Source organism: Pseudomonas sp. PAMC 25886, assembly GCF_000242655.1.
In the GTDB taxonomy this organism is placed as follows: domain Bacteria; phylum Pseudomonadota; class Gammaproteobacteria; order Pseudomonadales; family Pseudomonadaceae; genus Aquipseudomonas.
This window is the reverse complement of sequence record NZ_AHHC01000042.1, coordinates 66,803-89,222: the sequence shown is the minus strand read 5'-3', so window position 1 is coordinate 89,222 and position 22,420 is coordinate 66,803. Positions and strand designations below refer to the sequence as shown.

Annotated in this window: 25 protein-coding genes; 13 read left to right on the top strand and 12 right to left on the bottom strand. The window is 61.3% G+C overall.

Annotated elements, in window-relative coordinates:
- Nucleotides 1-87 precede the first annotated feature (87 nt).
- The 3 genes from moaC to moaE are packed head-to-tail and all read left to right on the top strand — an operon-like array spanning nucleotide 88 to nucleotide 1,252.
- Nucleotides 88-561 (top strand): cyclic pyranopterin monophosphate synthase MoaC, encoded by a 474-nt coding sequence (moaC, locus tag MUM_RS0113290; protein WP_010170404.1) that lies wholly within the window; start codon nucleotides 88-90, stop codon nucleotides 559-561.
- Nucleotides 558-800, top strand: coding sequence for a molybdopterin converting factor subunit 1 (gene moaD, locus MUM_RS0113285; RefSeq protein ID WP_010170402.1), 243 nt, complete (start codon nucleotides 558-560; stop codon nucleotides 798-800). Before moaC ends, moaD begins: the two co-directional genes overlap by 4 nt.
- Before the next feature lie 2 nt (nucleotides 801-802).
- A complete protein-coding gene (gene moaE / locus MUM_RS0113280; protein ID WP_010170400.1) occupies nucleotides 803-1,252 on the top strand; it encodes a molybdopterin synthase catalytic subunit MoaE in 450 nt (149 codons plus the stop codon).
- 105 nt (nucleotides 1,253-1,357) lie between these two features.
- On the opposite strand, the gene MUM_RS0113275 is transcribed toward moaE, so the two are convergent.
- The 3 genes from MUM_RS0113275 to MUM_RS0113265 form a co-directional block, all read right to left on the bottom strand.
- On the bottom strand, nucleotides 1,358-2,494 hold the full coding sequence (locus tag MUM_RS0113275) for an NAD(P)/FAD-dependent oxidoreductase (RefSeq protein ID WP_010170398.1): 1,137 nt from the start codon (nucleotides 2,492-2,494) through the stop codon (nucleotides 1,358-1,360).
- 174 nt (nucleotides 2,495-2,668) lie between these two features.
- Entirely contained in the window at nucleotides 2,669-4,156 is a 1,488-nt protein-coding gene (gene rhlB / locus MUM_RS0113270) for an ATP-dependent RNA helicase RhlB (RefSeq protein ID WP_032881918.1), read from the bottom strand.
- 96 nt (nucleotides 4,157-4,252) lie between these two features.
- Nucleotides 4,253-4,909 (bottom strand): alpha/beta hydrolase, encoded by a 657-nt coding sequence (locus tag MUM_RS0113265; protein ID WP_010170394.1) that lies wholly within the window; start codon nucleotides 4,907-4,909, stop codon nucleotides 4,253-4,255.
- 347 nt (nucleotides 4,910-5,256) lie between these two features.
- Here MUM_RS0113265 and MUM_RS0113260 point away from each other — a divergent pair, with 347 nt between their 5' ends.
- The 4 genes from MUM_RS0113260 to MUM_RS0113245 all read left to right on the top strand — a co-directional run bounded on the left by MUM_RS0113260 (nucleotide 5,257) and on the right by MUM_RS0113245 (nucleotide 9,425).
- The gene (locus MUM_RS0113260; RefSeq protein WP_010170392.1) at nucleotides 5,257-6,288 is read left to right on the top strand and encodes an amino acid ABC transporter substrate-binding protein; all 1,032 of its coding nucleotides are present in this window, start codon (nucleotides 5,257-5,259) and stop codon (nucleotides 6,286-6,288) included.
- 72 nt (nucleotides 6,289-6,360) lie between these two features.
- The gene (locus tag MUM_RS0113255) at nucleotides 6,361-7,542 is read left to right on the top strand and encodes an amino acid ABC transporter permease (RefSeq protein ID WP_010170390.1); all 1,182 of its coding nucleotides are present in this window, start codon (nucleotides 6,361-6,363) and stop codon (nucleotides 7,540-7,542) included.
- Nucleotides 7,543-7,552: 10 nt separating this feature from the next.
- Complete coding sequence (locus tag MUM_RS0113250; protein WP_003216325.1) at nucleotides 7,553-8,650, top strand: amino acid ABC transporter permease; 1,098 nt, start codon at nucleotides 7,553-7,555, stop codon at nucleotides 8,648-8,650.
- Between the two features lie 10 nt (nucleotides 8,651-8,660).
- The gene (locus MUM_RS0113245) at nucleotides 8,661-9,425 is read left to right on the top strand and encodes an amino acid ABC transporter ATP-binding protein (protein ID WP_003171943.1); all 765 of its coding nucleotides are present in this window, start codon (nucleotides 8,661-8,663) and stop codon (nucleotides 9,423-9,425) included.
- A 53-nt stretch (nucleotides 9,426-9,478) separates the two neighbouring features.
- Here MUM_RS0113245 and MUM_RS0113240 read toward each other — a convergent pair whose 3' ends face one another.
- Both MUM_RS0113240 and MUM_RS0113235 read right to left on the bottom strand, forming a co-directional pair.
- A complete protein-coding gene (locus MUM_RS0113240; RefSeq protein ID WP_010170379.1) occupies nucleotides 9,479-9,964 on the bottom strand; it encodes a type II TA system antitoxin MqsA family protein in 486 nt (161 codons plus the stop codon).
- Entirely contained in the window at nucleotides 9,961-10,272 is a 312-nt protein-coding gene (locus MUM_RS0113235) for a type II toxin-antitoxin system MqsR family toxin (RefSeq protein ID WP_029615878.1), read from the bottom strand. The genes MUM_RS0113240 and MUM_RS0113235 overlap by 4 nt, the downstream gene beginning before the upstream one ends.
- A 159-nt stretch (nucleotides 10,273-10,431) precedes the next feature.
- Here MUM_RS0113235 and MUM_RS0113230 point away from each other — a divergent pair, with 159 nt between their 5' ends.
- Nucleotides 10,432-11,091, top strand: coding sequence for a FadR/GntR family transcriptional regulator (locus MUM_RS0113230; RefSeq protein WP_010170375.1), 660 nt, complete (start codon nucleotides 10,432-10,434; stop codon nucleotides 11,089-11,091).
- A complete protein-coding gene (locus tag MUM_RS0113225; protein ID WP_010170373.1) occupies nucleotides 11,081-12,361 on the top strand; it encodes a CynX/NimT family MFS transporter in 1,281 nt (426 codons plus the stop codon). Before MUM_RS0113230 ends, MUM_RS0113225 begins: the two co-directional genes overlap by 11 nt.
- Nucleotides 12,362-12,370: 9 nt before the next feature.
- On the opposite strand, the gene MUM_RS0113220 is transcribed toward MUM_RS0113225, so the two are convergent.
- The 7 genes from MUM_RS0113220 to MUM_RS0113190 form a co-directional block, all read right to left on the bottom strand.
- A complete protein-coding gene (locus MUM_RS0113220) occupies nucleotides 12,371-13,018 on the bottom strand; it encodes a DUF1120 domain-containing protein (RefSeq protein ID WP_010170372.1) in 648 nt (215 codons plus the stop codon).
- Between the two features lie 20 nt (nucleotides 13,019-13,038).
- Nucleotides 13,039-14,178, bottom strand: coding sequence for a DUF1120 domain-containing protein (locus tag MUM_RS0113215; protein WP_010170370.1), 1,140 nt, complete (start codon nucleotides 14,176-14,178; stop codon nucleotides 13,039-13,041).
- Nucleotides 14,179-14,188: 10 nt separating this feature from the next.
- Complete coding sequence (locus tag MUM_RS0113210; RefSeq protein ID WP_029615877.1) at nucleotides 14,189-16,645, bottom strand: fimbria/pilus outer membrane usher protein; 2,457 nt, start codon at nucleotides 16,643-16,645, stop codon at nucleotides 14,189-14,191.
- Between the two features lie 93 nt (nucleotides 16,646-16,738).
- Complete coding sequence (locus tag MUM_RS0113205; protein WP_010170366.1) at nucleotides 16,739-17,479, bottom strand: fimbria/pilus chaperone family protein; 741 nt, start codon at nucleotides 17,477-17,479, stop codon at nucleotides 16,739-16,741.
- Nucleotides 17,480-17,548: 69 nt separating this feature from the next.
- Nucleotides 17,549-18,169, bottom strand: a complete 621-nt coding sequence (locus MUM_RS0113200) for a DUF1120 domain-containing protein (protein ID WP_010170364.1) — start codon at nucleotides 18,167-18,169, stop codon at nucleotides 17,549-17,551.
- A 36-nt stretch (nucleotides 18,170-18,205) separates the two neighbouring features.
- Nucleotides 18,206-18,826 carry a DUF1120 domain-containing protein gene (locus MUM_RS0113195; protein ID WP_010170362.1) on the bottom strand — a complete coding sequence of 207 codons (621 nt, stop codon included), beginning with the start codon at nucleotides 18,824-18,826 and terminating at the stop codon, nucleotides 18,206-18,208.
- A 45-nt stretch (nucleotides 18,827-18,871) separates the two neighbouring features.
- Nucleotides 18,872-19,483 (bottom strand): DUF1120 domain-containing protein, encoded by a 612-nt coding sequence (locus tag MUM_RS0113190; protein ID WP_029615875.1) that lies wholly within the window; start codon nucleotides 19,481-19,483, stop codon nucleotides 18,872-18,874.
- Nucleotides 19,484-19,874: 391 nt separating this feature from the next.
- On the opposite strand from MUM_RS0113190, the gene MUM_RS0113185 reads away from it, so the two are divergent.
- The 4 genes from MUM_RS0113185 (at nucleotide 19,875) to MUM_RS0113170 (ending at nucleotide 22,409) form a co-directional block, all read left to right on the top strand.
- A complete protein-coding gene (locus MUM_RS0113185) occupies nucleotides 19,875-20,690 on the top strand; it encodes an Hpt domain-containing response regulator (RefSeq protein ID WP_010170356.1) in 816 nt (271 codons plus the stop codon).
- Between the two features lie 201 nt (nucleotides 20,691-20,891).
- Nucleotides 20,892-21,527, top strand: a complete 636-nt coding sequence (locus MUM_RS0113180; RefSeq protein WP_029615874.1) for a response regulator transcription factor — start codon at nucleotides 20,892-20,894, stop codon at nucleotides 21,525-21,527.
- A 99-nt stretch (nucleotides 21,528-21,626) separates the two neighbouring features.
- On the top strand, nucleotides 21,627-22,097 hold the full coding sequence (locus MUM_RS0113175; RefSeq protein WP_010170354.1) for a nuclear transport factor 2 family protein: 471 nt from the start codon (nucleotides 21,627-21,629) through the stop codon (nucleotides 22,095-22,097).
- A 36-nt stretch (nucleotides 22,098-22,133) separates the two neighbouring features.
- Complete coding sequence (locus MUM_RS0113170) at nucleotides 22,134-22,409, top strand: GIY-YIG nuclease family protein (protein ID WP_010170353.1); 276 nt, start codon at nucleotides 22,134-22,136, stop codon at nucleotides 22,407-22,409.
- Nucleotides 22,410-22,420 lie beyond the last annotated feature (11 nt).

The following is a 22,420-nucleotide window of genomic DNA, read 5'->3' as shown; positions in this document are numbered from 1 at the left end:
CGCCGGCAAGCCGGCTCCTACAAATTCAGCTGTGCGCAAAACTGACCCGCAGGTTTACAATCGGGGCTCCTGATCAGGAGTATCCCTGTGCTGACTCATCTCGATTCCCAAGGTCGCGCCCACATGGTCGACGTCACTGAAAAAGCCGTGACGTTCCGTGAGGCTGTGGCCGAAGCGCGGGTGCGCATGTTGCCCGAAACCCTGAAAATGATTGTCGACGGCGCCCACCCCAAGGGCGACGTGTTTGCCGTGGCCCGCATTGCCGGGATCCAGGCCGCGAAAAAAACCAGTGACCTGATCCCTCTGTGCCACCCGCTGATGCTCACCGGGGTCAAGGTTGAACTCAGCGCCGATGGCCTGGACGCGGTCCACATCGTCGCCCGCTGCAAACTCAGTGGCCAGACCGGCGTCGAGATGGAAGCGTTGACGGCGGCGAGCGTGGCGGCCCTGACGATCTACGACATGTGCAAGGCCGTGGACCGTGGCATGACCATCGAAAATATTCGGCTGCTGGAGAAACTCGGCGGCAAGAGCGGGCATTTCAAGGCGGACCAGGCATGAGCATCACCGTACTGTTTTTTGCGCGCTACCGCGAAGCCGTGGACCTGGACTCGCTGGAAGTTGAAGGCGAGTTCGCCACGATCGACGCCGTGCGCCAGGCATTGGCGGCGGACCCCGGCTTTGAAGTGCTCAACGAAACCGGCTTGATGTGCGCCCGCAACGAAGAACTGTGCTCGCTGGACGAGCCGCTGGTTGATGGCGACGAAGTGGCGTTTTTCCCGCCCGTGACCGGAGGCTGACCATGGCGATTCGGGTGCAGGCCGAGCCGTTTGATCCGGGTGCCGAAGTTAACGCTATGCACGCGGCCAATGTGGGCGTGGGCGCGGTGGTGAGTTTTGTCGGCTATGTGCGTGATTTCAACGATGGCCGGGAGGTGGCGGGGATGTTCCTTGAGCACTACCCGGGCATGACGGAAAAAGCCCTCGGCAAAATCGCCGTGGAGGCCGAGCAACGCTGGCCGCTGCTCAAGCTGGAAGTGCTGCACCGCATCGGCGCCCTGGAGCCGGGTGAGCCGATCGTGTTCGTGGCGGCGGCCAGTGCCCATCGCCAGGCCGCGTTTGATGCCTGCGCGTTTGTGATGGACTACCTGAAGACGCGGGCGCCGTTCTGGAAGAAGGAAAACACCAGCGAGGGCCCGCGCTGGGTGGAAGGGCGCGACAGCGATCACGCTGCCGCTGATCGCTGGAAATAACAAGACGTGTGGCGAGGGAGCTTGCTCCCGCTGGGCTGCGTAGCGGCCCCAAAATCTTGGGAGCGCTGTGCACTCCAGCGGGAGCAAGCTCCCTCGCCACAGGGGTTAGGTCGAGGCTTGCAGCCGGTGCGGCGACAGCATCGCTTCGGTCAACCCGAACGCCGCCAATGCATCCGGCAACGGTTTCCCGCGCACCAGCGCGGCACTGGCCTGGCCCATGGCCGGCGAGGTCTGAATCCCATAGCCGCCCTGGGCCGCAATCCAGAACAAGCCCTCCACCTCTGGATCAAAGCCGCAGACCAGATCCCCATCGCTGACAAAACTGCGCAGCCCGGCCCAGGTCCGTGCGGGGCGGCGGATGGTCAGGGTGGTGGCTTCCTCGATGTGATAGATCCCCGTGGCAATGTCCAGCTCTTCCGGCTGCACATCGTGGGGCTCCACCGGGTCGGCATTGGCCGGTGAGCCGAGGAACATGCCGGCGTCGGGTTTCATATAGAACGAGCCGTCGAGGGCTGCCAGTTCCGGCCATGCATGGATGTTGAGTTCAGCGGGCGCGGCGAACACGAATGCACTGCGACGCTTGGGTTGCAGGCCGATTTTTTGTGCACCGGCCAACTCACCGATGTGGTCGGCCCAGGCACCTGCGGCGTTAATGATGACCGGGGCGCTGAAGTGCTGTTGCGCAGTGCGAACTTGCCACACGCCCTGGGCGTCGCGGGTCAGTTTTTGCACGTCGTTGTCGGTGTGGATTTCACCGCCGTTGCGTCGAATGCCACGTAGATAGCCTTGGTACAGCGCGTCGGTGTCGATGTCGCAGACGGTAGGATCGTAGATCCCGCCATGGACCTTTTCCCGACGCAGGATTGGCATCATGGCCATCGATTCATCGACGTCGAGCAGCCGCGTTTCCGGCACCAGGGCCTTGGCGCTCAGGTACTGGCGCTGCAATTCGTCCGGGTCGCCAGTCAAGTCCACCAGCAATTCACCTCGCGGGGTGAGCAGCGGGTGCTCGGCAAAACCGGTGGGCGGGTGATCGAAGAAGGCGCGGCTGCCGAGGGTCAGTGCACGAACCTGGGGCGTGCCGTAGGCGGCGATGTACAGGGCGGCGGAGCGGCCGGTGGAGTGGTAACCCGGCATCGACTCGCGCTCCAGCACGATGACGCGGGCATGTTGTGACAGCCAGTAACCGGCGGATGCGCCAGCGATGCCACCGCCGATGATGATGTAGTCGGCCTGGTTCATGTGTTCCTCCTTGAATTTGAAGACGCTGAAACCAAATGTGGGAGCGGGCTTGTGTAGGAGCCGGGCTTGCCCGCGATGCAGGCACCTCGGTGTGTCAGTTACACCGGGGTGATGCTATCGCAGGCAAGCCAGCTCCCACACAAGCCAGCTCCCACATTTTTAGCGCATTCCCGCTTAAGGGCGTTTACGCTCCACCGGGCGCAACAAATGCGTCGGCGGTGTTTCGCAGCTGATCTTGCGGCCCAGCAAAGTTTCGATCGACGGCAACTGATACGAGTCGTCTTCACCGGCAAAGCTGATGGACACGCCCGCAGCGCCCGCACGGCCGGTACGGCCAATCCGGTGCACGTAGTCGTCCGGCACTTCCGGCAGGGTGAAGTTGATCACGTGGCTGATGCCGTCGATGTGGATCCCGCGCCCGGCCACGTCGGTGGCCACCAGCACACGAATCTTGCCTTCGCGGAAACCTTCCAGGGTCTTGATGCGCTTGTGCTGCGGCACGTCGCCAGACAGTTGCGCGGCGTTGACGCCGTCACGCACCAGGCGCTCTTCGATACGCCGCACTTCGTCCTTGCGGTTGGCAAACACCATCACCCGCTCCCAACCGTTGTCGTTGACCAGGTTGTAGAGCAGCTTGTACTTGTCGGCACCGGCCACTGCATAGATGTGCTGTTCGACGTTCTCGCTGGCAACGTTCAGGGCCTCGATCTCGACGATGGACGGGTCGGTGGTCCACTGCTTGGCGAGGTTCATCACGTCTTCGGTGAAGGTCGCGGAGAACAGCAGGGTCTGGCGCTCGTTTTTCGGCGGGGTCTGGCGAATGATCTGACGCACCTGCGGGATGAAGCCCATGTCGAGCATGCGGTCGGCTTCGTCCAGCACCATCACTTCGACCATGTCCAGGTGCACGTCGCCGCGCTGGTTGAAGTCCAGCAAGCGGCCCGGTGTGGCGACCAGGATGTCGCAGTGACGCGCTTCCAGGTGCTTGAGTTGCTTGTCGAAGTCCATGCCACCGACAAACGTCATCACGTTGAGGCCGGTGTATTTGGTCAGGTCGGCGGCGTCCTTGGCGATCTGGACCACCAGCTCCCGGGTCGGGGCGATGATCAGTGCGCGCGGCTCACCCATGTAGCGCTCTTTGGGCGGCGGGGTCTGCAGCAACTGAGTGATGATCGAGATCAGGAAGGCAGCGGTCTTGCCGGTACCGGTCTGGGCGCGACCGATGGCGTCTTTGCCGGCGAGGGTGAAGCCCAGCACTTGCGCCTGGATCGGCGTGCAGTACGGGAAACCCAGGTCCTGGATGGCGTGCATCAGTTCCGGGGCGAGCTTGAAGTCATGAAAGCGGGTTTTGCCTTCCTGGGGTTCGACAACGAAGTCTTCCAGTTTCCAGGGGATAACCACAGGTTTTGGCGCGCGTTCGCGGCGCGGTTTTTCCTGGCGTGGCTCCTGACGTGGCTTCTCGGCGGGTGGTTCTTCAGCGACGTTAACCGTGGCGGGTGTGGTCACCGGCTCTTTTTTTGGCGAGGCTACAGGTGCGGTCCGGCCAGGCTGCTGACCGTCATTGCGGTTGCCTTGGGCGTGGGCGGGGGCACTGGAACCTGGCGCGAGCTGCTCAGCCTCGCTTTTACCGAACATCTTCTTGAGTGCTTTGAGCACGGTCATCTCATCAATTGGTTAAGGAATGTACGCCGGCCAGTGTAATGCAAGAATCGGGCGCGGCGTAGTGCGTTGGTCATACGGCTACACAATGTGTGGTTTTCAGCCGAGGCGGGCGGCCAACCAGGTACCGATATCGTGTATCTCCTGGGGTAACACTTCGTGGCCCATTGGGTATTCCTGCCATGCCACGGTGACACCGCGGGACTTCAAATGCTCATAGGCGCTGCGTCCCATGGCGTTCTGGACCACATCGTCGTACTGGCCATGCAGGCAGAGCGCCGGAATTCGTTGCTGGCTGGCCGACAATTCAAGCTCGTCGCCGAAGGTCGGAGCATAGGTGGAAAGGGCAATCACGCCACCCAATGCGCCCTGCCATTTAAGGAACGCGGTGTGGAACACCACGGCGCCACCCTGGGAAAATCCGGCGAGGAAAATCCGCGAGGCGTCTATTCCGCTGCTTTTTTGTTCCTTGATCAGGTCGGTGACCATTCTGGCCGACTCTTCCAGCTCTTCAAGGCTGATGGAGCGCGCCGGGCTCATGGCCTTGATGTCGTACCAACTGGGCATCTCATAGCCGCCATTAATGGTTACCGGGCGTGTCGGCGCCTGGGGCAGAACAAAGCGTGTAGTCAGGAGTTTTTCCTGCAGGGCTTCAGCCACCGGCAGGAAGTCGTAGCGATCGGCACCCAGGCCATGCAACCAGATTACGCAGGCGTCTGCGGGCTTGGCGGGCTGAAGAATCAAGGGTTCGGTCATGTCTGCTCCATAAATGTGCGTGCGCTCCGATTGAGTGCGTCGGAACGGTGCGCGACGGGTTGATCTGTTAAGAGAATGTCGCAAGGTTGAATCTTTTGCTCTTGACCATGGGCTGAAACGACTCAGCCACCAGTCTGGTACGGGGCTTGCTATGAGAAACCCGATGTCAAGGCTCACCCCAGGCGGTAACACTATCAGTGACTGACGCCTGTGGGATAGCAACTGGACTTAAAGCAAAAACCTCATGCTGTTTGACCCCAAAAAAAGCCAACACGGGTCGATGTCGCCTCATAAGGGTGCGGTGGGGTTCGAGCTCCGACACAACAAGAGCAAAACTGGAGGTTTGAATGAAGGTATTGAAATCCACCCTGGCCATCGTGACCGCGGCTGCCGTACTGGGTGTCAGTGGTTTCGCCCAGGCTGGCGCTACCCTGGACGCCGTGCAGAAGAAAGGCTTTGTGCAGTGTGGCGTGAGCGACGGTCTGCCGGGCTTCTCGGTGCCGGATGCCAGCGGCAAGATCCTCGGGATCGACGCTGACGTGTGCCGTGCTGTTGCCGCTGCCGTATTCGGTGACGCAACCAAGGTCAAATTCAGCCAGTTGAATGCCAAGGAGCGTTTCACCGCGCTTCAGTCTGGCGAAGTCGACATCCTGTCGCGCAACACCACCATGACCAGCTCCCGCGATGCCGGCATGGGCCTGAAATTCCCGGGCTTCATCACCTACTACGACGGTGTTGGCTTCCTGGTTAACAACAAGCTGGGTGTGAAAAGCGCCAAGGAACTGGACGGTGCAACCATCTGCATCCAGGCCGGTACCACCACTGAGCTGAACGTTTCCGACTACTTCCGTGCCAACAACCTGAAGTACACCCCGATCACGTTCGACACCTCCGATGAAAGCGCCAAGTCGCTGGAATCCGGTCGTTGCGACGTACTGACCTCCGACAAGTCCCAGCTCTACGCACAGCGCAGCAAGCTGGCCTCGCCGAAGGACTACGTGGTACTGCCGGAAACCATTTCCAAAGAACCGCTGGGCCCTGTCGTGCGTAACGGCGACGACGAGTGGCTGGCCATCGTGCGCTGGGTTGGCTACGCCATGCTCAACGCTGAAGAAGCCGGTATCACCTCGAAGAACGTCGAAGCTGAAGCCAAGTCCACCAAGAACCCGGACGTTGCCCGTCTGCTGGGTGCTGACGGCGAATACGGCAAAGACCTGAAAGTGAAGAAAGACTGGGTCGTACAGATCGTCAAGCAAGTCGGTAACTACGGCGAAGTGTTCGAGAAAAACCTCGGCAAAAGCACGCCTCTGGAAATCGATCGTGGCCTGAACGCACTGTGGACCAACGGTGGCATTCAATACGCACCACCTGTGCGCTGATCGCTGATGGTTCTGTCACCCGGTGGGCCAACCGCCGGGTGATGTTCTGTTCCATTATTCCTGGGGCACTTAATGCAAAATCAAATCGGCGCACCAAAACAGAAGCTCAGCTTCAGTGATCCAAAAGTGCGTGCGTGGCTATTCCAGATCATCACGATTGTGGCGGTGGTCTCGTTGGGCTGGTACCTGTTCAACAACACGCAAACCAACCTTCAACACCGGGGCATTACCTCGGGTTTCGACTTTCTTGAGCGCAGTGCCGGCTTCGGCATCGCTCAGCACCTGATCGACTACACCGAATCGGACAGCTATGCCCGGGTCTTTGTGATCGGTCTGCTCAACACGTTGCTGGTGACCGTGATCGGCGTGGTCCTGGCGACCATCCTCGGGTTCATCATCGGGGTGGCGCGTTTGTCGCCCAACTGGATGATCAACAAGCTGGCGACCGTGTACGTGGAAGTGTTCCGCAACATTCCGCCACTGCTGCAAATCCTGTTCTGGTACTTCGCGGTCTTCCTGACGATGCCGGGGCCGCGCAACAGCCACAACTTCGGCGACACGTTCTTTGTCAGCAGCCGTGGCCTGAACATGCCCGCCGCCTTGATGGCGGACGGTTTCTGGCCGTTTGTGATCAGCGTGGTGGTGGCGATTATCGCTGTTGTGCTGATGGCCCGCTGGGCCAACAAACGCTTTGAAGCCACCGGTGTTCCCTTCCACAAGTTCTGGGCCGGCCTGGCACTGCTGGTGGTGATTCCTGCGCTGTGTTCACTGATCTTCGGTGCACCGCTGCACTGGGAAATGCCCAAGTTGCAGGGGTTCAACTTTGTCGGCGGCTGGGTATTGATCCCTGAACTGCTGGCATTGACCCTCGCGCTTACCGTGTACACGGCAGCGTTTATTGCCGAGATCGTGCGTTCAGGCATCAAGTCTGTCAGCCACGGCCAGACCGAAGCGGCGCGCTCCCTGGGCCTGCGCAACGGTCCGACCCTGCGCAAAGTGATCATCCCGCAAGCCTTGCGCGTGATCATCCCGCCGCTGACCAGCCAATACCTGAACCTGGCGAAAAACTCGTCACTGGCCGCCGGTATCGGTTACCCGGAAATGGTTTCGCTGTTTGCCGGCACGGTGCTCAACCAGACCGGCCAGGCCATCGAGGTTATTGCCATCACCATGAGCGTGTACCTGGCGATCAGCATCAGCATTTCCCTGCTGATGAACTGGTACAACAAGCGCATTGCGCTGATCGAGCGGTGAGGAAGCCTGCATGAGTACGCATACATTCAAACCTGATATGCCGCCACCGAACAAAGTGTTCGGGCCGATGGCATGGATGCGCGCCAACCTGTTTTCCAGCTGGCTCAACACCCTGCTGACCCTGTTGGCGTTTTACCTGATCTACCTGGTCGTGCCGCCGATCCTGCACTGGGCCATCCTCGACGCCAACTGGGTCGGGACTACGCGTGCCGATTGCACCAAGGAAGGCGCCTGCTGGGTGTTTATCCAACAGCGCTTCGGGCAGTTCATGTACGGCTACTACCCCGGCGACCTGCGCTGGCGCGTGGACCTGACCGTGTGGCTGGCCATTGTCGGCGTGGCGCCGTTGTTCATCTCGCGCTTTACCCGCAAGGCGGTCTACGGCCTGAGCTTTTTGGTGGTGTACCCGATCGTTGCCTACTTCCTGCTGCACGGCGGGATCTTCGGCATGACCAACGTTGCCACCAGCCAGTGGGGCGGCCTGATGCTGACCCTGGTGATCGCCACCGTCGGCATCGCCGGCGCCTTGCCATTGGGCATTGTGCTGGCGCTGGGGCGGCGGTCGAACATGCCGGCGATTCGTGTGGTCTGCGTGACCTTCATCGAGTTCTGGCGCGGTGTGCCGTTGATCACGGTGTTGTTCATGTCATCGGTGATGTTGCCGCTGTTCCTGCCGGAAGGCATGGGCATCGACAAGCTGCTGCGGGCGTTGATCGGCGTGATCCTGTTCCAGTCGGCCTACGTGGCCGAAGTGGTGCGCGGCGGTTTGCAGGCGATTCCCAAGGGGCAGTACGAAGCGGCTGCCGCGATGGGCCTGGGTTACTGGCGCAGCATGGGCCTGGTGATTTTGCCCCAGGCGCTGAAGATGGTGATCCCGGGCATCGTCAACACGTTTATCGCGTTGTTCAAGGACACCAGCCTGGTGATCATCATCGGCCTGTTCGACCTGCTCAACAGCGTCAAGCAAGCCGCCGCCGACCCGAAATGGTTGGGCATGGCCACTGAAGGCTACGTGTTCGCCGCCCTGGTGTTCTGGATTTTCTGTTTTGGTATGTCCCGCTATTCCATTCATTTGGAACACAAGCTGGACACAGGCCACAAGCGTTAGGAGTTTTGTGATGAGTGAAGCGATCAAACAGCCTGTGAGCCCTGAAGGCATTATTCAGATGCAGGGCGTCAACAAGTGGTACGGCCAGTTCCACGTGTTGAAAGACATCAACCTGAACGTCAAGCAGGGCGAGCGTATCGTGCTGTGCGGCCCGTCGGGTTCCGGCAAGTCCACCACCATCCGCTGCCTCAACCGTCTGGAAGAGCACCAGCAGGGCCGCATCGTGGTCGATGGCGTGGAACTGACCAACGACCTCAAGCAGATCGAAGCGATCCGCCGCGAAGTCGGCATGGTGTTCCAGCACTTCAACCTGTTCCCGCACCTGACCATCCTGCAGAACTGCACGCTGGCGCCGATGTGGGTGCGCAAGATGCCCAAGCGCAAGGCCGAAGAAATTGCCATGCATTACCTTGAGCGCGTGCGTATTCCGGAACAGGCCCACAAGTTCCCGGGGCAACTGTCCGGCGGCCAGCAACAGCGCGTGGCGATTGCCCGTGCGCTGTGCATGAAACCGAAAATCATGCTGTTCGATGAGCCGACTTCGGCACTCGACCCGGAGATGGTGAAGGAAGTGCTCGACACCATGATCGGCCTGGCGGAAGACGGCATGACCATGCTCTGCGTGACCCACGAAATGGGCTTTGCCCGCACCGTGGCCAACCGCGTGATCTTCATGGACAAGGGCGAGATCGTTGAACAGGCGGCACCGAATGACTTCTTCGACAACCCGCAGAATGATCGGACCAAGTTGTTCTTGAGCCAGATTCTGCATTGATGCGGGAGTAACGCTTAAAAATAAACCCGGCCTTGTGCCGGGTTTTTTGCGGGTCAGGCCACCGTAAGATTTTCATGTTCTTTGTGCTCGGTGTATTTAAACGCTCCTCGCAGGTCGGCACCTTCGGCCAGAGCCTTTGCGTCAGCGAGCAAATGCGGGTAACGATCCAGGAGGCGCATCAGCAGCATCAATGCCTTTGGCGGAAGAATCTCGCCGCGCTCGTAACGCGAAAATGCGTTGTGGCCACCACCGGACAGCAGTTGCACGGTTTCTTTTTGCGTAAGGTGTAGTTTGCGACGGATACGCTTCATCTCGGCGCCGATCATTTGCCGGGCCGCGATAACCAGTTCATCGCCAGCTTGCCCGTGGCGCTCCGAGCTTTCGGGATCCCATTCGATTTCTCCGCACTTCTGGCACTCCCAACCAGAAAGATTATCGACACGGCGCTCCATGCCCTTGATGCTCATGGTTTCGCCGCGCCCTTCGAAATGTGTCATGCCCTCACGCGCGCCGCAGCTGAAACATTGCTGGGTTTTCATGGGTTTTTCTCCTTAAAGGAGATTACGGGTGGGCCGCCGGCAGGGCGGTACGTCACCTTTATATAAATCTCCAGATCTTTTGAGTTCGTGTGGTACACGTCCTGCCACACTCGATGGTCTTCATGGGTGGTCATCGATTTGTACAACATCTTGGTTTGCAGCTCGAAAATGACTTCCTGCATCTCTTCAATAGTCAGGCCCATCTCCTGGCCGGTCCTTTCTGCGGTATTGGTAAATGCTTTCTTCCCAAGCCGCCTGACATTCGCTTTTATCGCCGCCAAATCGTAATGAGGTGTGTACTTTTCCATAAGACACCTGAGGCCGAAATTACCCTCTAAGGGTAATTTTATCAATCGGAAATCCCGCTCCATTTGTTACCCAACCAACCCTAGTGCGTTGCCTTTGTAGGCAACTCCTAATAGGCTGTGGGAAAATTCATCCTATGATTGGACGAAAGCTCAGATCCCATGACAGACATCGCCCCTCTCATCAAACGCTCCCTCGTCGACCTGGCCCTGGACCAGTTGCGCCAGCGCATCACCCAAGGCGTGTGGGCGATCGGCGAGCGCCTGCCCACCGAGCCCGAGTTGTCTGCCGAGCTGGGCATCAGCCGCAATACCGTGCGCGAAGCCATGCGGGTGTTGGCGTTCTCCGGGTTGATCGAGATCCGCCAGGGCGATGGCAGCTACTTGCGCTCCATGACCGACCCCTTGGGGGCGATGAAAGCCTTGTCCCACTGCACCTTGGCCCAGGCCCAGGAGACACGGCAGATTCTTGAGGTCGAGGCCATCGGCCTGGCGGCGTCAAGGCGTACGGATGAAGACCTGATCGCCTTGCGCGAGGCGCTGAAAACCAGCGGCGAGCATTACCACGGCGACCTGGAGCACTACATCAGCTGCGACCTGGTGTTCCACAAACGCCTGGTGGACGCCGCCCACAACCCGGCCTTGAGCGAGCTGTACCAGTACTTCTCCAGCATCGTCGGCGCGCAACTGCGCCAGACCCTGAACATCAAGCCCCGTCGGCAAGCGGTGTTCGATTTGCACGGCGCCTTGCTCGATGCCGTGGAGCAACAGGACCCGGAGCGCGCCAAGGCCCTGTCCCGGCAGTTGATCAATGAACCTTGAACCCGAGAACCTCATGCCCCGTTCAGAAAACGCCCTTGAAGAACTGCTGATCGATGCCGAAGCCGACGACGATGAGGTCCAGCACAGCCCGCCGGTGGTGAGTCGCCCGTGGTTGTTGCTGCTGGGCCTGATCCTGGTGGCGCTGAACCTGCGCCCGGCGCTGTCGAGCATGTCGCCGCTGCTTGCTGAGGTATCGAACAGCCTCGGTTTGTCGGCGGCCAAGGCCGGACTGCTGACCACCTTGCCGGTGTTGTGCCTGGGCCTGTTTGCGCCGCTGGCACCGATCCTGGCCCGGCGTTTTGGCGCCGAGCGCGTGGTGCTGGGGATCCTGCTGACCCTGGCGGGCGGCATCATCCTGCGCAGTTCATTCGGTGAGGTCGGACTGTTCGCCGGCAGCCTGCTGGCCGGCGCGAGCATTGGCCTCATCGGTGTGTTGCTGCCCGGCATCGTCAAGCGCGACTTCGCCAAACAGGCGGGCACCATGACTGGCGTGTACACCATGGCCCTGTGCCTGGGCGCGGCGCTGGCGGCGGGGTCCACGGTGCCGCTGAGTCACTACTTTGGCGACAGCTGGACCATCGGCCTGGGGTTCTGGATCCTGCCGGCGTTGATCGCTGCACTGTTCTGGCTGCCGCAAATCGGCCAGAAGCACGGCGCGCACTCTGTGGCTTATCGGGTGAAGGGCCTGTTGCGTGACCCGCTGGCCTGGCAGGTGACCCTGTACATGGGCCTGCAATCGTCCCTGGCCTACATCGTGTTTGGCTGGTTGCCTTCCATCCTGATCGGGCGTGGCTTGACCGCCACCCAGGCCGGCCTGGTGCTCTCGGGGTCGGTGATCGTGCAACTGGCCAGCTCCCTGGCCGCGCCGTGGCTGGCTACGCGGGGCAAGGATCAGCGCCTGGCTATCGTGGTGGTGATGGTGCTGACGCTGGGTGGCCTGTTCGGTTGCCTGTATGCGCCGCTGGACGGTTTGTGGGGCTGGGCGATTCTGCTGGGCCTGGGCCAGGGCGGTACGTTCAGCCTGGCACTGACCTTGATCGTGCTGCGTTCGCGCGATGCCCACGTCGCCGCCAACCTGTCGAGCATGGCCCAGGGCATCGGTTATACCCTGGCGTCCATGGGGCCGTTCGCGGTGGGCCTGGTGCATGACTGGACCGGCGGCTGGGCCGCCGTGGGCTGGATTTTCGCGGTGATCGGCCTGGGTGCGATCGTCGCCGGACTGGGCGCGGGACGTTCGCGGTACGTTCAGGTGACCAGCGAAAAGGTCTAGCGCTCGGGGCTACAGGTACACGATTTGAAGGCTGCCCGAGCCATCGATGCGTACGTCGGTGCTCAGGTCCAGGTTTTTCAGGGCCGCGAGCACCACCTCGACCTTCAGCAAGGTATTCAGGTTCTGAATCGCTGACGGCCCGGCGGTGCTGCCTTCGGTGTCGGTAAAGGCCAGGTAGCTCTGTGAACCGATGTCGATAGGCCGCAGATTGGCCGGGCGCCAGGCGACGCCGCCCGTGGTGGATTCGGTGCCATAGATTTGCGCCACGCTGTCGACCACGGTGAGTGTCGGGTCGAAACTCACCGAGAACAGACCCACCTTGTTGCCGCTGTTATCCAGGCCCAATCCATAGAAGATCTCGCTGTTGACGTTCGCCGAGCCGTCGCGGTTGTCCGTCATGAGCAGGGCGAAACGGGTCGGACCGTTGCAACTGATGCCCAGGCTCAATTGGCGCAGGGGCAGGCGTGTGCCTGTCTCGATGTTCAGGTCCTGATGGGAAATTTTTCCCAGGTCAACCACGCCCCCACCGGACAGCGTCGGGGTGCAGGCCAGCGGGGTAATGCGGCCCTTTACCGTCAACTCGATGGTGGAAGCGGCGTGTGCCATGGGTGGGATCAGCAAGAGTGCGGTGGAGAGTGCAATGCCGTAAAGGTTCATGGGTGGGTCCTCGATAGACGTTACAGGTAAATGATTTCGATGGTGCCCGAGCCGTTCAGGTGCACATCGTTGCGCAGGTCCATGGTTTGGCTGGGGGCCAGGATCGCTCTGATTTGCAGGCTGCCGGAGAGGTTCTGGATGGATACCGGGCCGCCGTTGTCGCCGGCACGGTCGGTGAACCCCAGGTAGCTGTTGGCGCCGAGGGGAATCGTCTGGGAGCTGGAGGTGCTCCAGGCGCGACCGGCGGTGGTGGAGTCGGTGCGGTACAGCGAGGCCAGTGTGTCGGCGCTGAAATTCGCGGGGTCGACCTGCACGTAGAAGCGCCCGATCTTGTTGCCTGCGCCGTCCAGGTCGAGGCCATAGGAAGTTTCATCGGTGCCGCCGGTGGCCGAGCCGTTGCGGTTGTCCTGCATGCGCACGGCGAACGGGGTGGCGGCATCGCAAGCGACGGAAAACAGCAGGTTTTTGGTCGCCAGCACGGTTTCCCTTTCAACGTTGAGCGCCTTGGCCGACAGCGTGCCGTAACTCACCACGCCACCGTTGGACAAGCTCGGGACGCAGGCGGCGGGTACAACGCGTGCACGCAGGCCCAGCTCACGCGCACGGCCGGTGTTGACCGCATCGATCAGGCCGCTGGCTTCCCATGGGGTTGCGTCCTGGACCAGGGTGGCGCCCGCATCGGCCCAGGCGCGGACGGTCAATTGCAGCGCCAGGCTGTTGCCCGGCACCACCGCGCCGGCCCGCACCGGCGCGATGCCATAGCCAGGCCGCCAGTTGAGTACCGCGCTGGTGTCGGTGGGTGATTGCCCCGGGGCGCTCAACAGTCCCAGCTCCACGGCCTGGCCGTCGACGACGGCGTCGCTGAGCTGTATCTGATAGTTGCCGCGCTCGGTAAACCGCAGCCGCTCGGCGCTGGCCGCCAGGCCACGGTAGAACAGGCTCAAGTCGGTGGGTTGCGGGCAGTTGAGCGTCAGGCTCAAGCGGCGTTCGCCGACCAGCTGTTGGCCCGCCGGGTCGTGGCGGGCGGTGCGGCTCAGTTGGCCGAAATCCAGCAGCGATTCACTGAGGTTCAGTTGGCACTCGTCCAGCGCCTGGGCGTTGGAAGCCATGCCGAGCAGCAGTAAGGTCGCCAGTCGTTGCAGGGTCTTATCAAGGTTCATGGCACAGTCCTCAAGGCGTCTGGCAGCGGGCGGGGGCGGTTTCGAAATACACCTGCGGGTCAGCCTTTTCCGCGAGTTTGAAGCGCAACCGGCAGCGGTTCATGCTGGGGGCGTTTACCCACAGCGAAGGTTGATCGAGCACGTTGGGCAAAAACACTTGGCTGTTGTCCTGCACCAGCGTCACGAACGCCCCCTGATCGTCGGTCACCGATGCGCCGCGAGGCAGCGGTTGGCCCTGATCCGTACTGACGGTGAGCAACACGCGGCGCGTCATCGTCACGCCGAAGTCGAGTTTGTCCACCGCCCCGCGTCCGGCAGAAACCATCGCCAGGCCGTTGCTGATATCGGCGTTGCGAGGCAGTGAGCGGGTTTGCACCTCCACCGCGCTGCTGCCATAGGCCGTCACTTGCGGCACCACGGCCTGGCCTTGCCAGTCGGTCCAGACCGGCCCGCTGGGGGTGTTGACCTTGATGCCGGGCATGTCGCCGACCGACAGCACGGCGAAGGTCTCGCGTACCGGGTAAGGCGACAGGGTGACGCCGCCGTCATGCACCACTACACCGCCGCGGGCACCGCCCTGGTAGCTGGATTGATCTGCGTTGGAGCGGGTGTAGTTGAAGTCGAACTGGCTGTAGCGCGGCAAGTACGAAACCCCCAGCGAGCTTTCCACTTCCTGGTCACGGCTGTCGTGCTCGGCGGCAACCCGGTAGCTGAACTGGTCATTGACCTGCTCGTTCAGGCCCACGCCGACGCGGTGCTCGCCCCCCGAGTTGCGCAGCCAGGAACGGCCGCGACGGTTCTCACCCAATGGAACGCTGACCGTGAAGTACAGCGCGTTGTCCTGATAATTCTGGCCGCCCATCTGGCGTTCGCCGCTGGCGGAAATCGACACGCCCCTGACGTTGGTGCCCCAGGAAGCGAAGAGGCGGCTGCTGTCATCACCGTCAAATGTGCTGGAGCGAGAAGCGCCGCCGCTGAATGCGCCCAGCCAAGGATGGGTCCAGGACAGCGCCAGGCTTTGTTGGTCACGGTAACGGTGGCGGGTGTTGCGGCGGGTTTCCCGCTCGTTCTGGTAGACCGTTTCTTCCAGTTCACGATACCCGGGTGTGCGGTAGGAGTTGGCTGCCGTGAACGACCATTGCTCGCCCAGCCGCTGGGTCCAGGACAGGTCGGTTTGCAGCCCGCGTTCGGCTTCGTCCAGCCGTGCGTCGGTGGCCTGAGTGGAGAGTTGGATCTGGCCATCGGCCCACGGCAGCCAGCCGAGGTTCAACCCGGCGGAGCGATAATCACTGGCCATTAACGTGCCGGCCCCCAGGCTCAGCCGCGGGTGCAGCGCACCACTCCAGCCGGCGCTGACGACCCAGGGATCGCTGCCATCGGCGTCGCCGACGTTGCGTACGCGCCCGGCCCCGATTGAATAGCCGGGTGCAGGCAGGCCAATCCCGAGCAGGGCCGCCGGCACGGTATAACGCCGTTCGCCACCCGAGGTTTCCTTGACCGTGACTTCCACATCCGAACGGTTATTGAGGCGCCTCACATCGGTCAGGGAAAACGGGCCGGCGGGCACTACGGTGGAGTGGATCAGTGCACCGTTCTGGCGGATTTCCACCTGGGCGGGGCTGTTGGCGATGCCGTCAATGGTTGCGCCCTGGTGCTGATCCTGCAGCGCCTGTTCAGTGAACACCTGCGCGCCGGTGATCTGCGCACCCGGCAGCACCGGGTTGTAGAGGTTGATCTGGCCGGTCTGAAGCACCGCCTGATGACGGGCAAAGGTGCGTTGCGCATAGGCTTCCAGGTGCGTGCTGCTTGAGCGGTCATCCTGCCAGGTCTGTACCTGCCGGCTGCGCACGATCCAGTCGCCGGCATTGAAGCCGACCTCGGTGTTGGCGGAGCCGAAACGGTTGCTGTCGTCATTGAAGCGGTTGTAGACGCCACTCATGTCGTAGTTGAGCAGGGCGGCGACACCGCCGGTCTGGTAGCCGGAAATGTCTTGCTGGCGCGGGCGCAAGGCGTCGGTCGGCACCACCAGCGCCACGCTGAGGGTGGCGGGGTCTTGTTCAACCACGGTCTGCGGATAGGCCTTGATGAAATCATGGCAGCGCGGGTTGTCGTCGGGGATGATCAGGTTGGCCGCGTCGAGCAGCGGGCGATCAAAACACAGGCTGCCGTGCTCATCGAACTGTGCGTTGATTCGTCCTTGTCGCTGGCCGTTCACAGCGAGGCTGACGGCGTGCACGCCAGCGGTGAAGCGGGGTGTTTCCAGCAGCAATTTGGCCAGCGCCGGATCGATGCCGCGCTGGTGCAAGGTCTTTGCGTCGAACTGGCCCTGGCTGTCGGCCCAGGCCGGGGCAAGCCAGAGCAGGTTGATCAGCGGGAGCGCGGCCCTGCTTAAGAGCGTACGCGCCAGGGTGCGTTGCGAACCGTCGCGCACGGCTTCGCCGTCACGGTACTTCAATACTGTTTTCACGAAGGACACTCGGATTGTTGGGGGCGCGCAGCCTCGCTGCGTGCGGCTCCCGGCCTGTTGGGTGGTGACCGTCATGGCGCGGTCACTTCATTTTTATGGTGCGTCGGATCTCTTGAGTGGAGGGGCAATCGGCGCGTCATAGGCGGCGACCGCAAAGCCGTATACCGTGGCCGGTTGCAGGCGCACGCTGCTCGCGGCCTGCGCAGCGACACCCATCGTCAGGTGTTCGCCGGGCAAAATGTAGGTGCGTGGCAGCATCGCCCGCTGCTTGCCGGGCAGCAGTTGCAGCTCCTGGGCCAGGCGCACGACATACGGGGTGTCGTTGAGGACACTGAGTTCGTTGTTGTTCAGCGACCAGCTCAAGCCGGTCCAGGGCGTGCGATTTTGCGCCAGGCCCTTGGGGTGAATGATCACCGGCAGGTTCTGGCGCACGGTCACGCCAACCCGTGCATGCCCGGCCTCGGCGGGCGCCCGGTCCTGGGGCATGCCTTCGAAGATCGCGCGCTTGAGTCGTTGAGTGGTCAGGGGTTGCCGGTTCTGCAAAATGAAGCGCACCAGTTGGGATGCAGAGGGGTTCACCCTGGCCAGCGGCGGGGTGACCACCAGCAGGCTCTCGGTGTCTTCGGGCACGTTTTCCAGGGTGACGTGCAGCAAGGCTACCTGCGAGTCGGTGTTGGTCACCGAAACGGAGGCTTCGCCTTCTGCCTCATGGACGATCACCACGGACGTTTCCGGCACCATGCCGTCGGCCAGGGCCGCACAGCTCCATAGCAGGCTGAACAGGCCGAGGCTCAGAACGTGTCGCACATCGGGTTTTGATAATAGCGGGGTCATGACGTGTCTCGTCAGGTCATTCATGACCCGGCCCCAGGCGCAAGGCCTGAGGTGCGGGTCGCGAGAACGTTAAAGGTATTTGACGGTGATCGTCGCCGAACCATCCAGCGGCACTTCGTTATCCAGTGTCAGTTGGCGGGTGGGCGCGATCTCCGCACCGACCCGCACATTCGCCGTCAGGCTGCGCACGGGAATCGGTACCAGAGAACCTATATAGGCAACACTGAGAATGTCACCCCGAACAAGATTGGGTTCGGCCCACCATGAGCCGCCGTTGTTCGGCGAAGCGATGGTATGCACCGCTATGCCGTCGGCGACGGGTGAGGAAAACCTCAGCTCAAAGGCCCCGAGTTTTTCACTGCCATTGATCAACCCCAAACCGTAATACATCGCGTCGCCCCGGTGGTCCGAGCCTTCACGGTTATCGTTGCCCTGCAAGGCCAGCAACGTGCTGCCCTCGCACGCAATTGCCAGTTGCAGGTTGACGTTGGCCAGGGAGGTAGCGCGGTCGGGCCGCAGGTCCTTGGCGGACATCTTGCCGTAGTCGACCACACCGCCGCTGGTGAGCGTTGGCGTGCAGGAACTCGGTGTAACCAGTCCCTTGACTGCCAGATCCACGGCCGAGGCCGCGTGAGCATCAAGGGCGCCCAGTAACAGGACCGGCACGATGATGCTGAGCATCTTGTTCATGGTGAAACGAACTCCTTTTCAGTGTCGGGCCAGGGGTTACAGGTACTTCACTTCCAGTGTTGCGGAACCGTCGATCAGTACTTCATTGCTCAGGTCCAGACCGTCGGAGCGGGCGATGCTGGTGTCCACCTGCAGGTCCACCGTGAGGTTTTGCACTGGGAGCGGCTGAGTGTCATCGCTCATTGCGCCGACTGACATGTAAAGCCCCGGCTCCCAGATGTATTCAGCGCCCCAGGTGGTGCCTTTGTCGTAGGAGGCAATCGGTTGAACCGCTACGGTATCGGCCACGGGGCTACGCAGCATCATGCTGTACCCCCCAAACGGCTGACTGCCGTTGATCAGACCCAGGCCGTATCGATTGCTGAACGCCGCAGTGCCCGGACGATTGTCGATGGCGTTCAAGGCGAACTGAATTGGCGCATCGCAGTTCACGGTCATCTGCAGGGTTTGTGAACCGAGGTGAGTGGGATTGTTGGTCTTGAGATCTTTCGCCGAGATCTTGCCGTAATCGACCTGGCCGCCACCGGACAACGTCGGCGTGCAGGAGTTGGGGGTAATCAGGCCGGTCACCGTCAAGTCCACAGTGGACGCCGCAAATGTGGCAGGAGCGCAGGCGATCAACAGGGTGCTGGCAACGGTTTTGAGTAGCGTGTTCACGGTAAAAATTTCCTTTGTCTAAAGGGGGAGGTGGGGAGGGGGGGATCAGAGGTACTTCAATTGCAGCGTGACGTGGCCGTCGATGGACTCCTGATCGATCAGGGTCAAGCCGTCGGCCGGTGCGATGTTGGAGTAGACGCGCAGCTCCGCATCCAGGTTTTGCAGGGCGAGGGGCGTGTCCGCACCGCCTACGGCCGCAACGGAGGTGAGGGCGGCGTGCCCTACATAAGACGCCGGGACCCAGGTGGCCCCGCCATTGGTTGAGAAAATCGGGCGTACCGGCGCGCTGTCGGCCACCGCGTTGGAAAGCCCGAACGCCACACCCCCTACCTTCTGGTTGGTGCTGGTCATGCCCAGGCCGTGCAGACTTTCGACGAAGGAGGTGCCCGAGCGGTTATCAATCATGTTCATGGCAAAGAACGTCGAGCCTTCACAGCGCACGCTCAAGCTCATCGCGCGTGTCGGCAACGCGGTGTGCTGATCGGGCTTCAGCTCGGCGGCCGAAATCTTGCCCAGATCAACCGCTCCTCCACCAGAAAGCGTGGGGTTGCAGGAGCTGGGGGTGATCCTGCCCCGGACGTTCAGATCGGTAGTGCTGGCAGCCCAGACCGACGATGTCAGTACCGAGGCGAGGACTGCCGGAACAAGTCGCTTCATGTGGTTAAACCTTTGTGAGGGGCCGCCGTTGGCCGGTGAGGTCTTCTTCACCTTGCGGGCTGGCGGCGAGGGTCAAGCGTGACCGTTGCCCCAATCGGGGTGGGGCGCAATTTAGCGGGCGGGTCGGGGAGGGGAAATACAACAATTACGAGAATCCGCCGTGTCCCTCTACGTGCTCTGGATCAAGTCGGAATAGGCAATTGTGGGTGTAGGAAAACCTGTCTTTTCGTAGTTCTTGTATCGCCACGAACACGCTCATTTGGATAGGTTGTTTTTTAAATGGGTGTCGTGTGGGTGGTTGTTGACCGCTGCCGGGAATGCCCCTCTCTTGAAGATAGGCCCGTGGCAAACAAAGACGCTGGCCCTCTGCGTTGATACCGAGGTGGCCATGATGCCAAGCGTTTTTGCAGGCGACGGCCCGAACCGGCAAATGCCGACATGGCGTAGCCCTCCTGCTCACTGGCGGCTCCTGAGTGTCCTGGTCGTCGACGACCATCAGACCTACCGCGCCTTGATGGGCTGGTTTTTGCAGAAGTTCGAACTGGCCCATGTACTGGTCGAGAATGGGCAAGCCGCGTTAAGCACCATGGCCCACAGGCGTTTTGATCTGGTGATCAGCGATTGCCGGATGCCGGTGATGGACGGCTACAGCATGACCCGTGAGATACGCCATCGTGAGCGTGCCGATGGCCGCGAGCGTATCCCCGTGATCGCTCTCACCGGAAAGCTGGGGCCGGACGATGCTCGGCGCTGCCTTGAGGCCGGAATGGATGACTGGCTGCTCAAGCCGCTGTCCCAGGAGCGGTTGCGTGAAGTGCTGGAACGCTGGTTGCCGCAGAGGCCGGGGGAGGTACGCCACCCGTTCAGCGAGGCCCCACAAAAAAACTGGCCAACCCGTGCCGGGCTGATCGAGATGTTTGGAGACGGGCAGGTGGTGGACCTGATGTTGGGCAGCCTGCTGCGGGAGGCCGATTCGGATTATGCGAGCCTGGTGTGCGCCTTCCGCAAGCAAGACCGGCAAGGCACGCTCGAATGCCTGCATCGACTGGCGGGCAGCCTGGCGTTCCTGGGCGGCACGGGCCTGGACACTCGCGCGGGGCACCTGATCGACCGCGTGCGTGATCACGGGGTTCTGGTCAACCGGCGTGACCTGCAACGGTTTGAAAAAGAACTGATCGTTTATCTGCGGTATTTGGCAGATTTATGACATCGGCAAAGGGTTTTGTAGGATTTACTCAGGTTGTGGGTAGGTATGTTTTGTAGGTGTTTTCCTTTTGTTTTGTAAGCTAAAAGTCGATCACTTAAAAACACGGGACCCAAGTGAAAACCAGTCTCGAACAGGCGGTTGTTGCCCGCTGCGGACGGGGGTATTTTGCGCCAATCAATTTGCCATCATTCGTGGGTTTCTATGCTTCGCGTAATTATTGCTGACGATCATCCCATTGTTCGTATTGGACAAAAGGTAGTGATCGAAGCGGACGGCAGGTGCAAGGTGGTGGGTGAGGCCAACGGTCCTGATGAGTTGCTCAGCGTGTTGGCTTCCACCCCCTGCGATATCCTGGTAACGGACTTTGCCATGCCCGGAAATCAGCAGGCGGATGGCTATGTTCTGCTGGGGTTGTTGCAACGCCAGTACCCCGGGTTGCCGGTGATCCTGGTGACGATGTTTGCCAATATCGCCACCTTGCGTGCCTCGTTCGCCCAGGGCGCCAGGGCCATCGTCGCGAAGAACGCCTCAGCCAAAGAGTTGCCTTCGGCGATCAAGGCGGTGAGCGAGGGCAAGACGTTTGTCAGCGAATGCCTGCGGGTGCAGTTGGTCGAGGCCGGGACCGGCGACCAGTTGCAGCCGCCGCAACTGTCCGGCAAGGAGCGGGAAGTGGTGCGCATGTTGGCCAGCGGCATGACCGTCAGCCAGATTGCCGCACGGGTCAACCGCAGCATTTCCACCATCAGCAAACAGAAAAGCACCGCCATGAACCGCCTGTGTATCTCCACCGATGTGGATTTGTTCGCCTATGCTCGCAGCAGCGGAATGGTTCCCTGAATGAGTGGGACGGGGTATTCCTGGCGTTGATGCCAGTAGTGTTCCCGGGCGTTGGGGATTATCGTACCGGCCATCCAACCCCTTTTGCGGAACCTGCCCATGAGCGACGCCCATAACGCTTTGATCACCGAGTTCTACAGTGCCTTCCAGCGCCTGGATGCCGAGGCCATGAGCGCTTGCTACACCGACGACGTGGTGTTCAGCGACCCGGCGTTCGGCGAGCTGCGTGGCCGGGATGCGGGCGACATGTGGCGCATGCTCACCACCCGCGCCAAGGACTTTTCCCTGACCTTCGACAGCGTGCGCAGTGACGAAATCACCGGCAGCGCGCACTGGGTGGCGACTTACCTGTTCAGTGCGACGGGCAACACCGTGGTCAACGACATCCGGGCGCGTTTTGTGTTTCGTGATGGCAAGATCTGCGAGCATCACGACCACTTCGACCTGTGGCGTTGGTCGCGTCAGGCCTTGGGCACCAAAGGCCTGTTGCTGGGCTGGACGCCGCTGGTGAAAAACGCCGTGCGGGCGCAGGCGCTGAAAGGCTTGAAGGCGTTCCAGGCCAGTCGTTGATAAGATTGGCGTTCCTTTGGTTTGCCGAATTGATCCGTGACCACTCCCTCTGAAGCCAAGCCGTGGTTTGTGTACCTGGTGCGTGCCGCCAATGGCTCGCTCTATTGCGGCATCAGCAATGACCCGGTGCGCCGCTTTGCCACTCACCAGAGCGGCAAGGGTGCACGGTTTTTTCTCTCAAGCCCCGCCGTGGCGCTGGTGTACACCGAAGCCTGTGCCAGCAAGGCCGAGGCGTTGCGCCAGGAACGGCTGATCAAGAAATTGAAGAAAAGCGCCAAGGAGTGCCTGGCGGCGATCGGTCCATCAATTTGACTGATAGGTTC

Bases quoted from the DNA above. Each gene is read 5' to 3' on its own strand.
- MUM_RS0113200 (WP_010170364.1), bottom strand. From the start codon at position 18,169: ATGAACAAGATGCTCAGCATCATCGTGCCGGTCCTGTTACTGGGCGCC.
- MUM_RS0113205 (WP_010170366.1), bottom strand. From the start codon at position 17,479: ATGACCCCGCTATTATCAAAACCCGATGTGCGACACGTTCTGAGCCTC.
- MUM_RS0113175 (WP_010170354.1), top strand. From the start codon at position 21,627: ATGAGCGACGCCCATAACGCTTTGATCACCGAGTTCTACAGTGCCTTC.
- MUM_RS0113240 (WP_010170379.1), bottom strand. From the start codon at position 9,964: ATGAAAACCCAGCAATGTTTCAGCTGCGGCGCGCGTGAGGGCATGACA.
- MUM_RS0113220 (WP_010170372.1), bottom strand. From the start codon at position 13,018: ATGAACCTTTACGGCATTGCACTCTCCACCGCACTCTTGCTGATCCCA.
- MUM_RS0113265 (WP_010170394.1), bottom strand. From the start codon at position 4,909: ATGACCGAACCCTTGATTCTTCAGCCCGCCAAGCCCGCAGACGCCTGC.
- MUM_RS0113245 (WP_003171943.1), top strand. From the start codon at position 8,661: ATGAGTGAAGCGATCAAACAGCCTGTGAGCCCTGAAGGCATTATTCAG.
- MUM_RS0113260 (WP_010170392.1), top strand. From the start codon at position 5,257: ATGAAGGTATTGAAATCCACCCTGGCCATCGTGACCGCGGCTGCCGTA.
- MUM_RS0113190 (WP_029615875.1), bottom strand. From the start codon at position 19,483: ATGAAGCGACTTGTTCCGGCAGTCCTCGCCTCGGTACTGACATCGTCG.
- MUM_RS0113225 (WP_010170373.1), top strand. From the start codon at position 11,081: ATGAACCTTGAACCCGAGAACCTCATGCCCCGTTCAGAAAACGCCCTT.
- MUM_RS0113185 (WP_010170356.1), top strand. From the start codon at position 19,875: ATGCCAAGCGTTTTTGCAGGCGACGGCCCGAACCGGCAAATGCCGACA.
- MUM_RS0113215 (WP_010170370.1), bottom strand. From the start codon at position 14,178: ATGAACCTTGATAAGACCCTGCAACGACTGGCGACCTTACTGCTGCTC.
- MUM_RS0113255 (WP_010170390.1), top strand. From the start codon at position 6,361: ATGCAAAATCAAATCGGCGCACCAAAACAGAAGCTCAGCTTCAGTGAT.
- moaD (WP_010170402.1), top strand. From the start codon at position 558: ATGAGCATCACCGTACTGTTTTTTGCGCGCTACCGCGAAGCCGTGGAC.
- MUM_RS0113250 (WP_003216325.1), top strand. From the start codon at position 7,553: ATGAGTACGCATACATTCAAACCTGATATGCCGCCACCGAACAAAGTG.
- MUM_RS0113275 (WP_010170398.1), bottom strand. From the start codon at position 2,494: ATGAACCAGGCCGACTACATCATCATCGGCGGTGGCATCGCTGGCGCA.
- MUM_RS0113230 (WP_010170375.1), top strand. From the start codon at position 10,432: ATGACAGACATCGCCCCTCTCATCAAACGCTCCCTCGTCGACCTGGCC.
- MUM_RS0113235 (WP_029615878.1), bottom strand. From the start codon at position 10,272: ATGGAAAAGTACACACCTCATTACGATTTGGCGGCGATAAAAGCGAAT.
- MUM_RS0113180 (WP_029615874.1), top strand. From the start codon at position 20,892: ATGCTTCGCGTAATTATTGCTGACGATCATCCCATTGTTCGTATTGGA.
- moaE (WP_010170400.1), top strand. From the start codon at position 803: ATGGCGATTCGGGTGCAGGCCGAGCCGTTTGATCCGGGTGCCGAAGTT.
- rhlB (WP_032881918.1), bottom strand. From the start codon at position 4,156: ATGACCGTGCTCAAAGCACTCAAGAAGATGTTCGGTAAAAGCGAGGCT.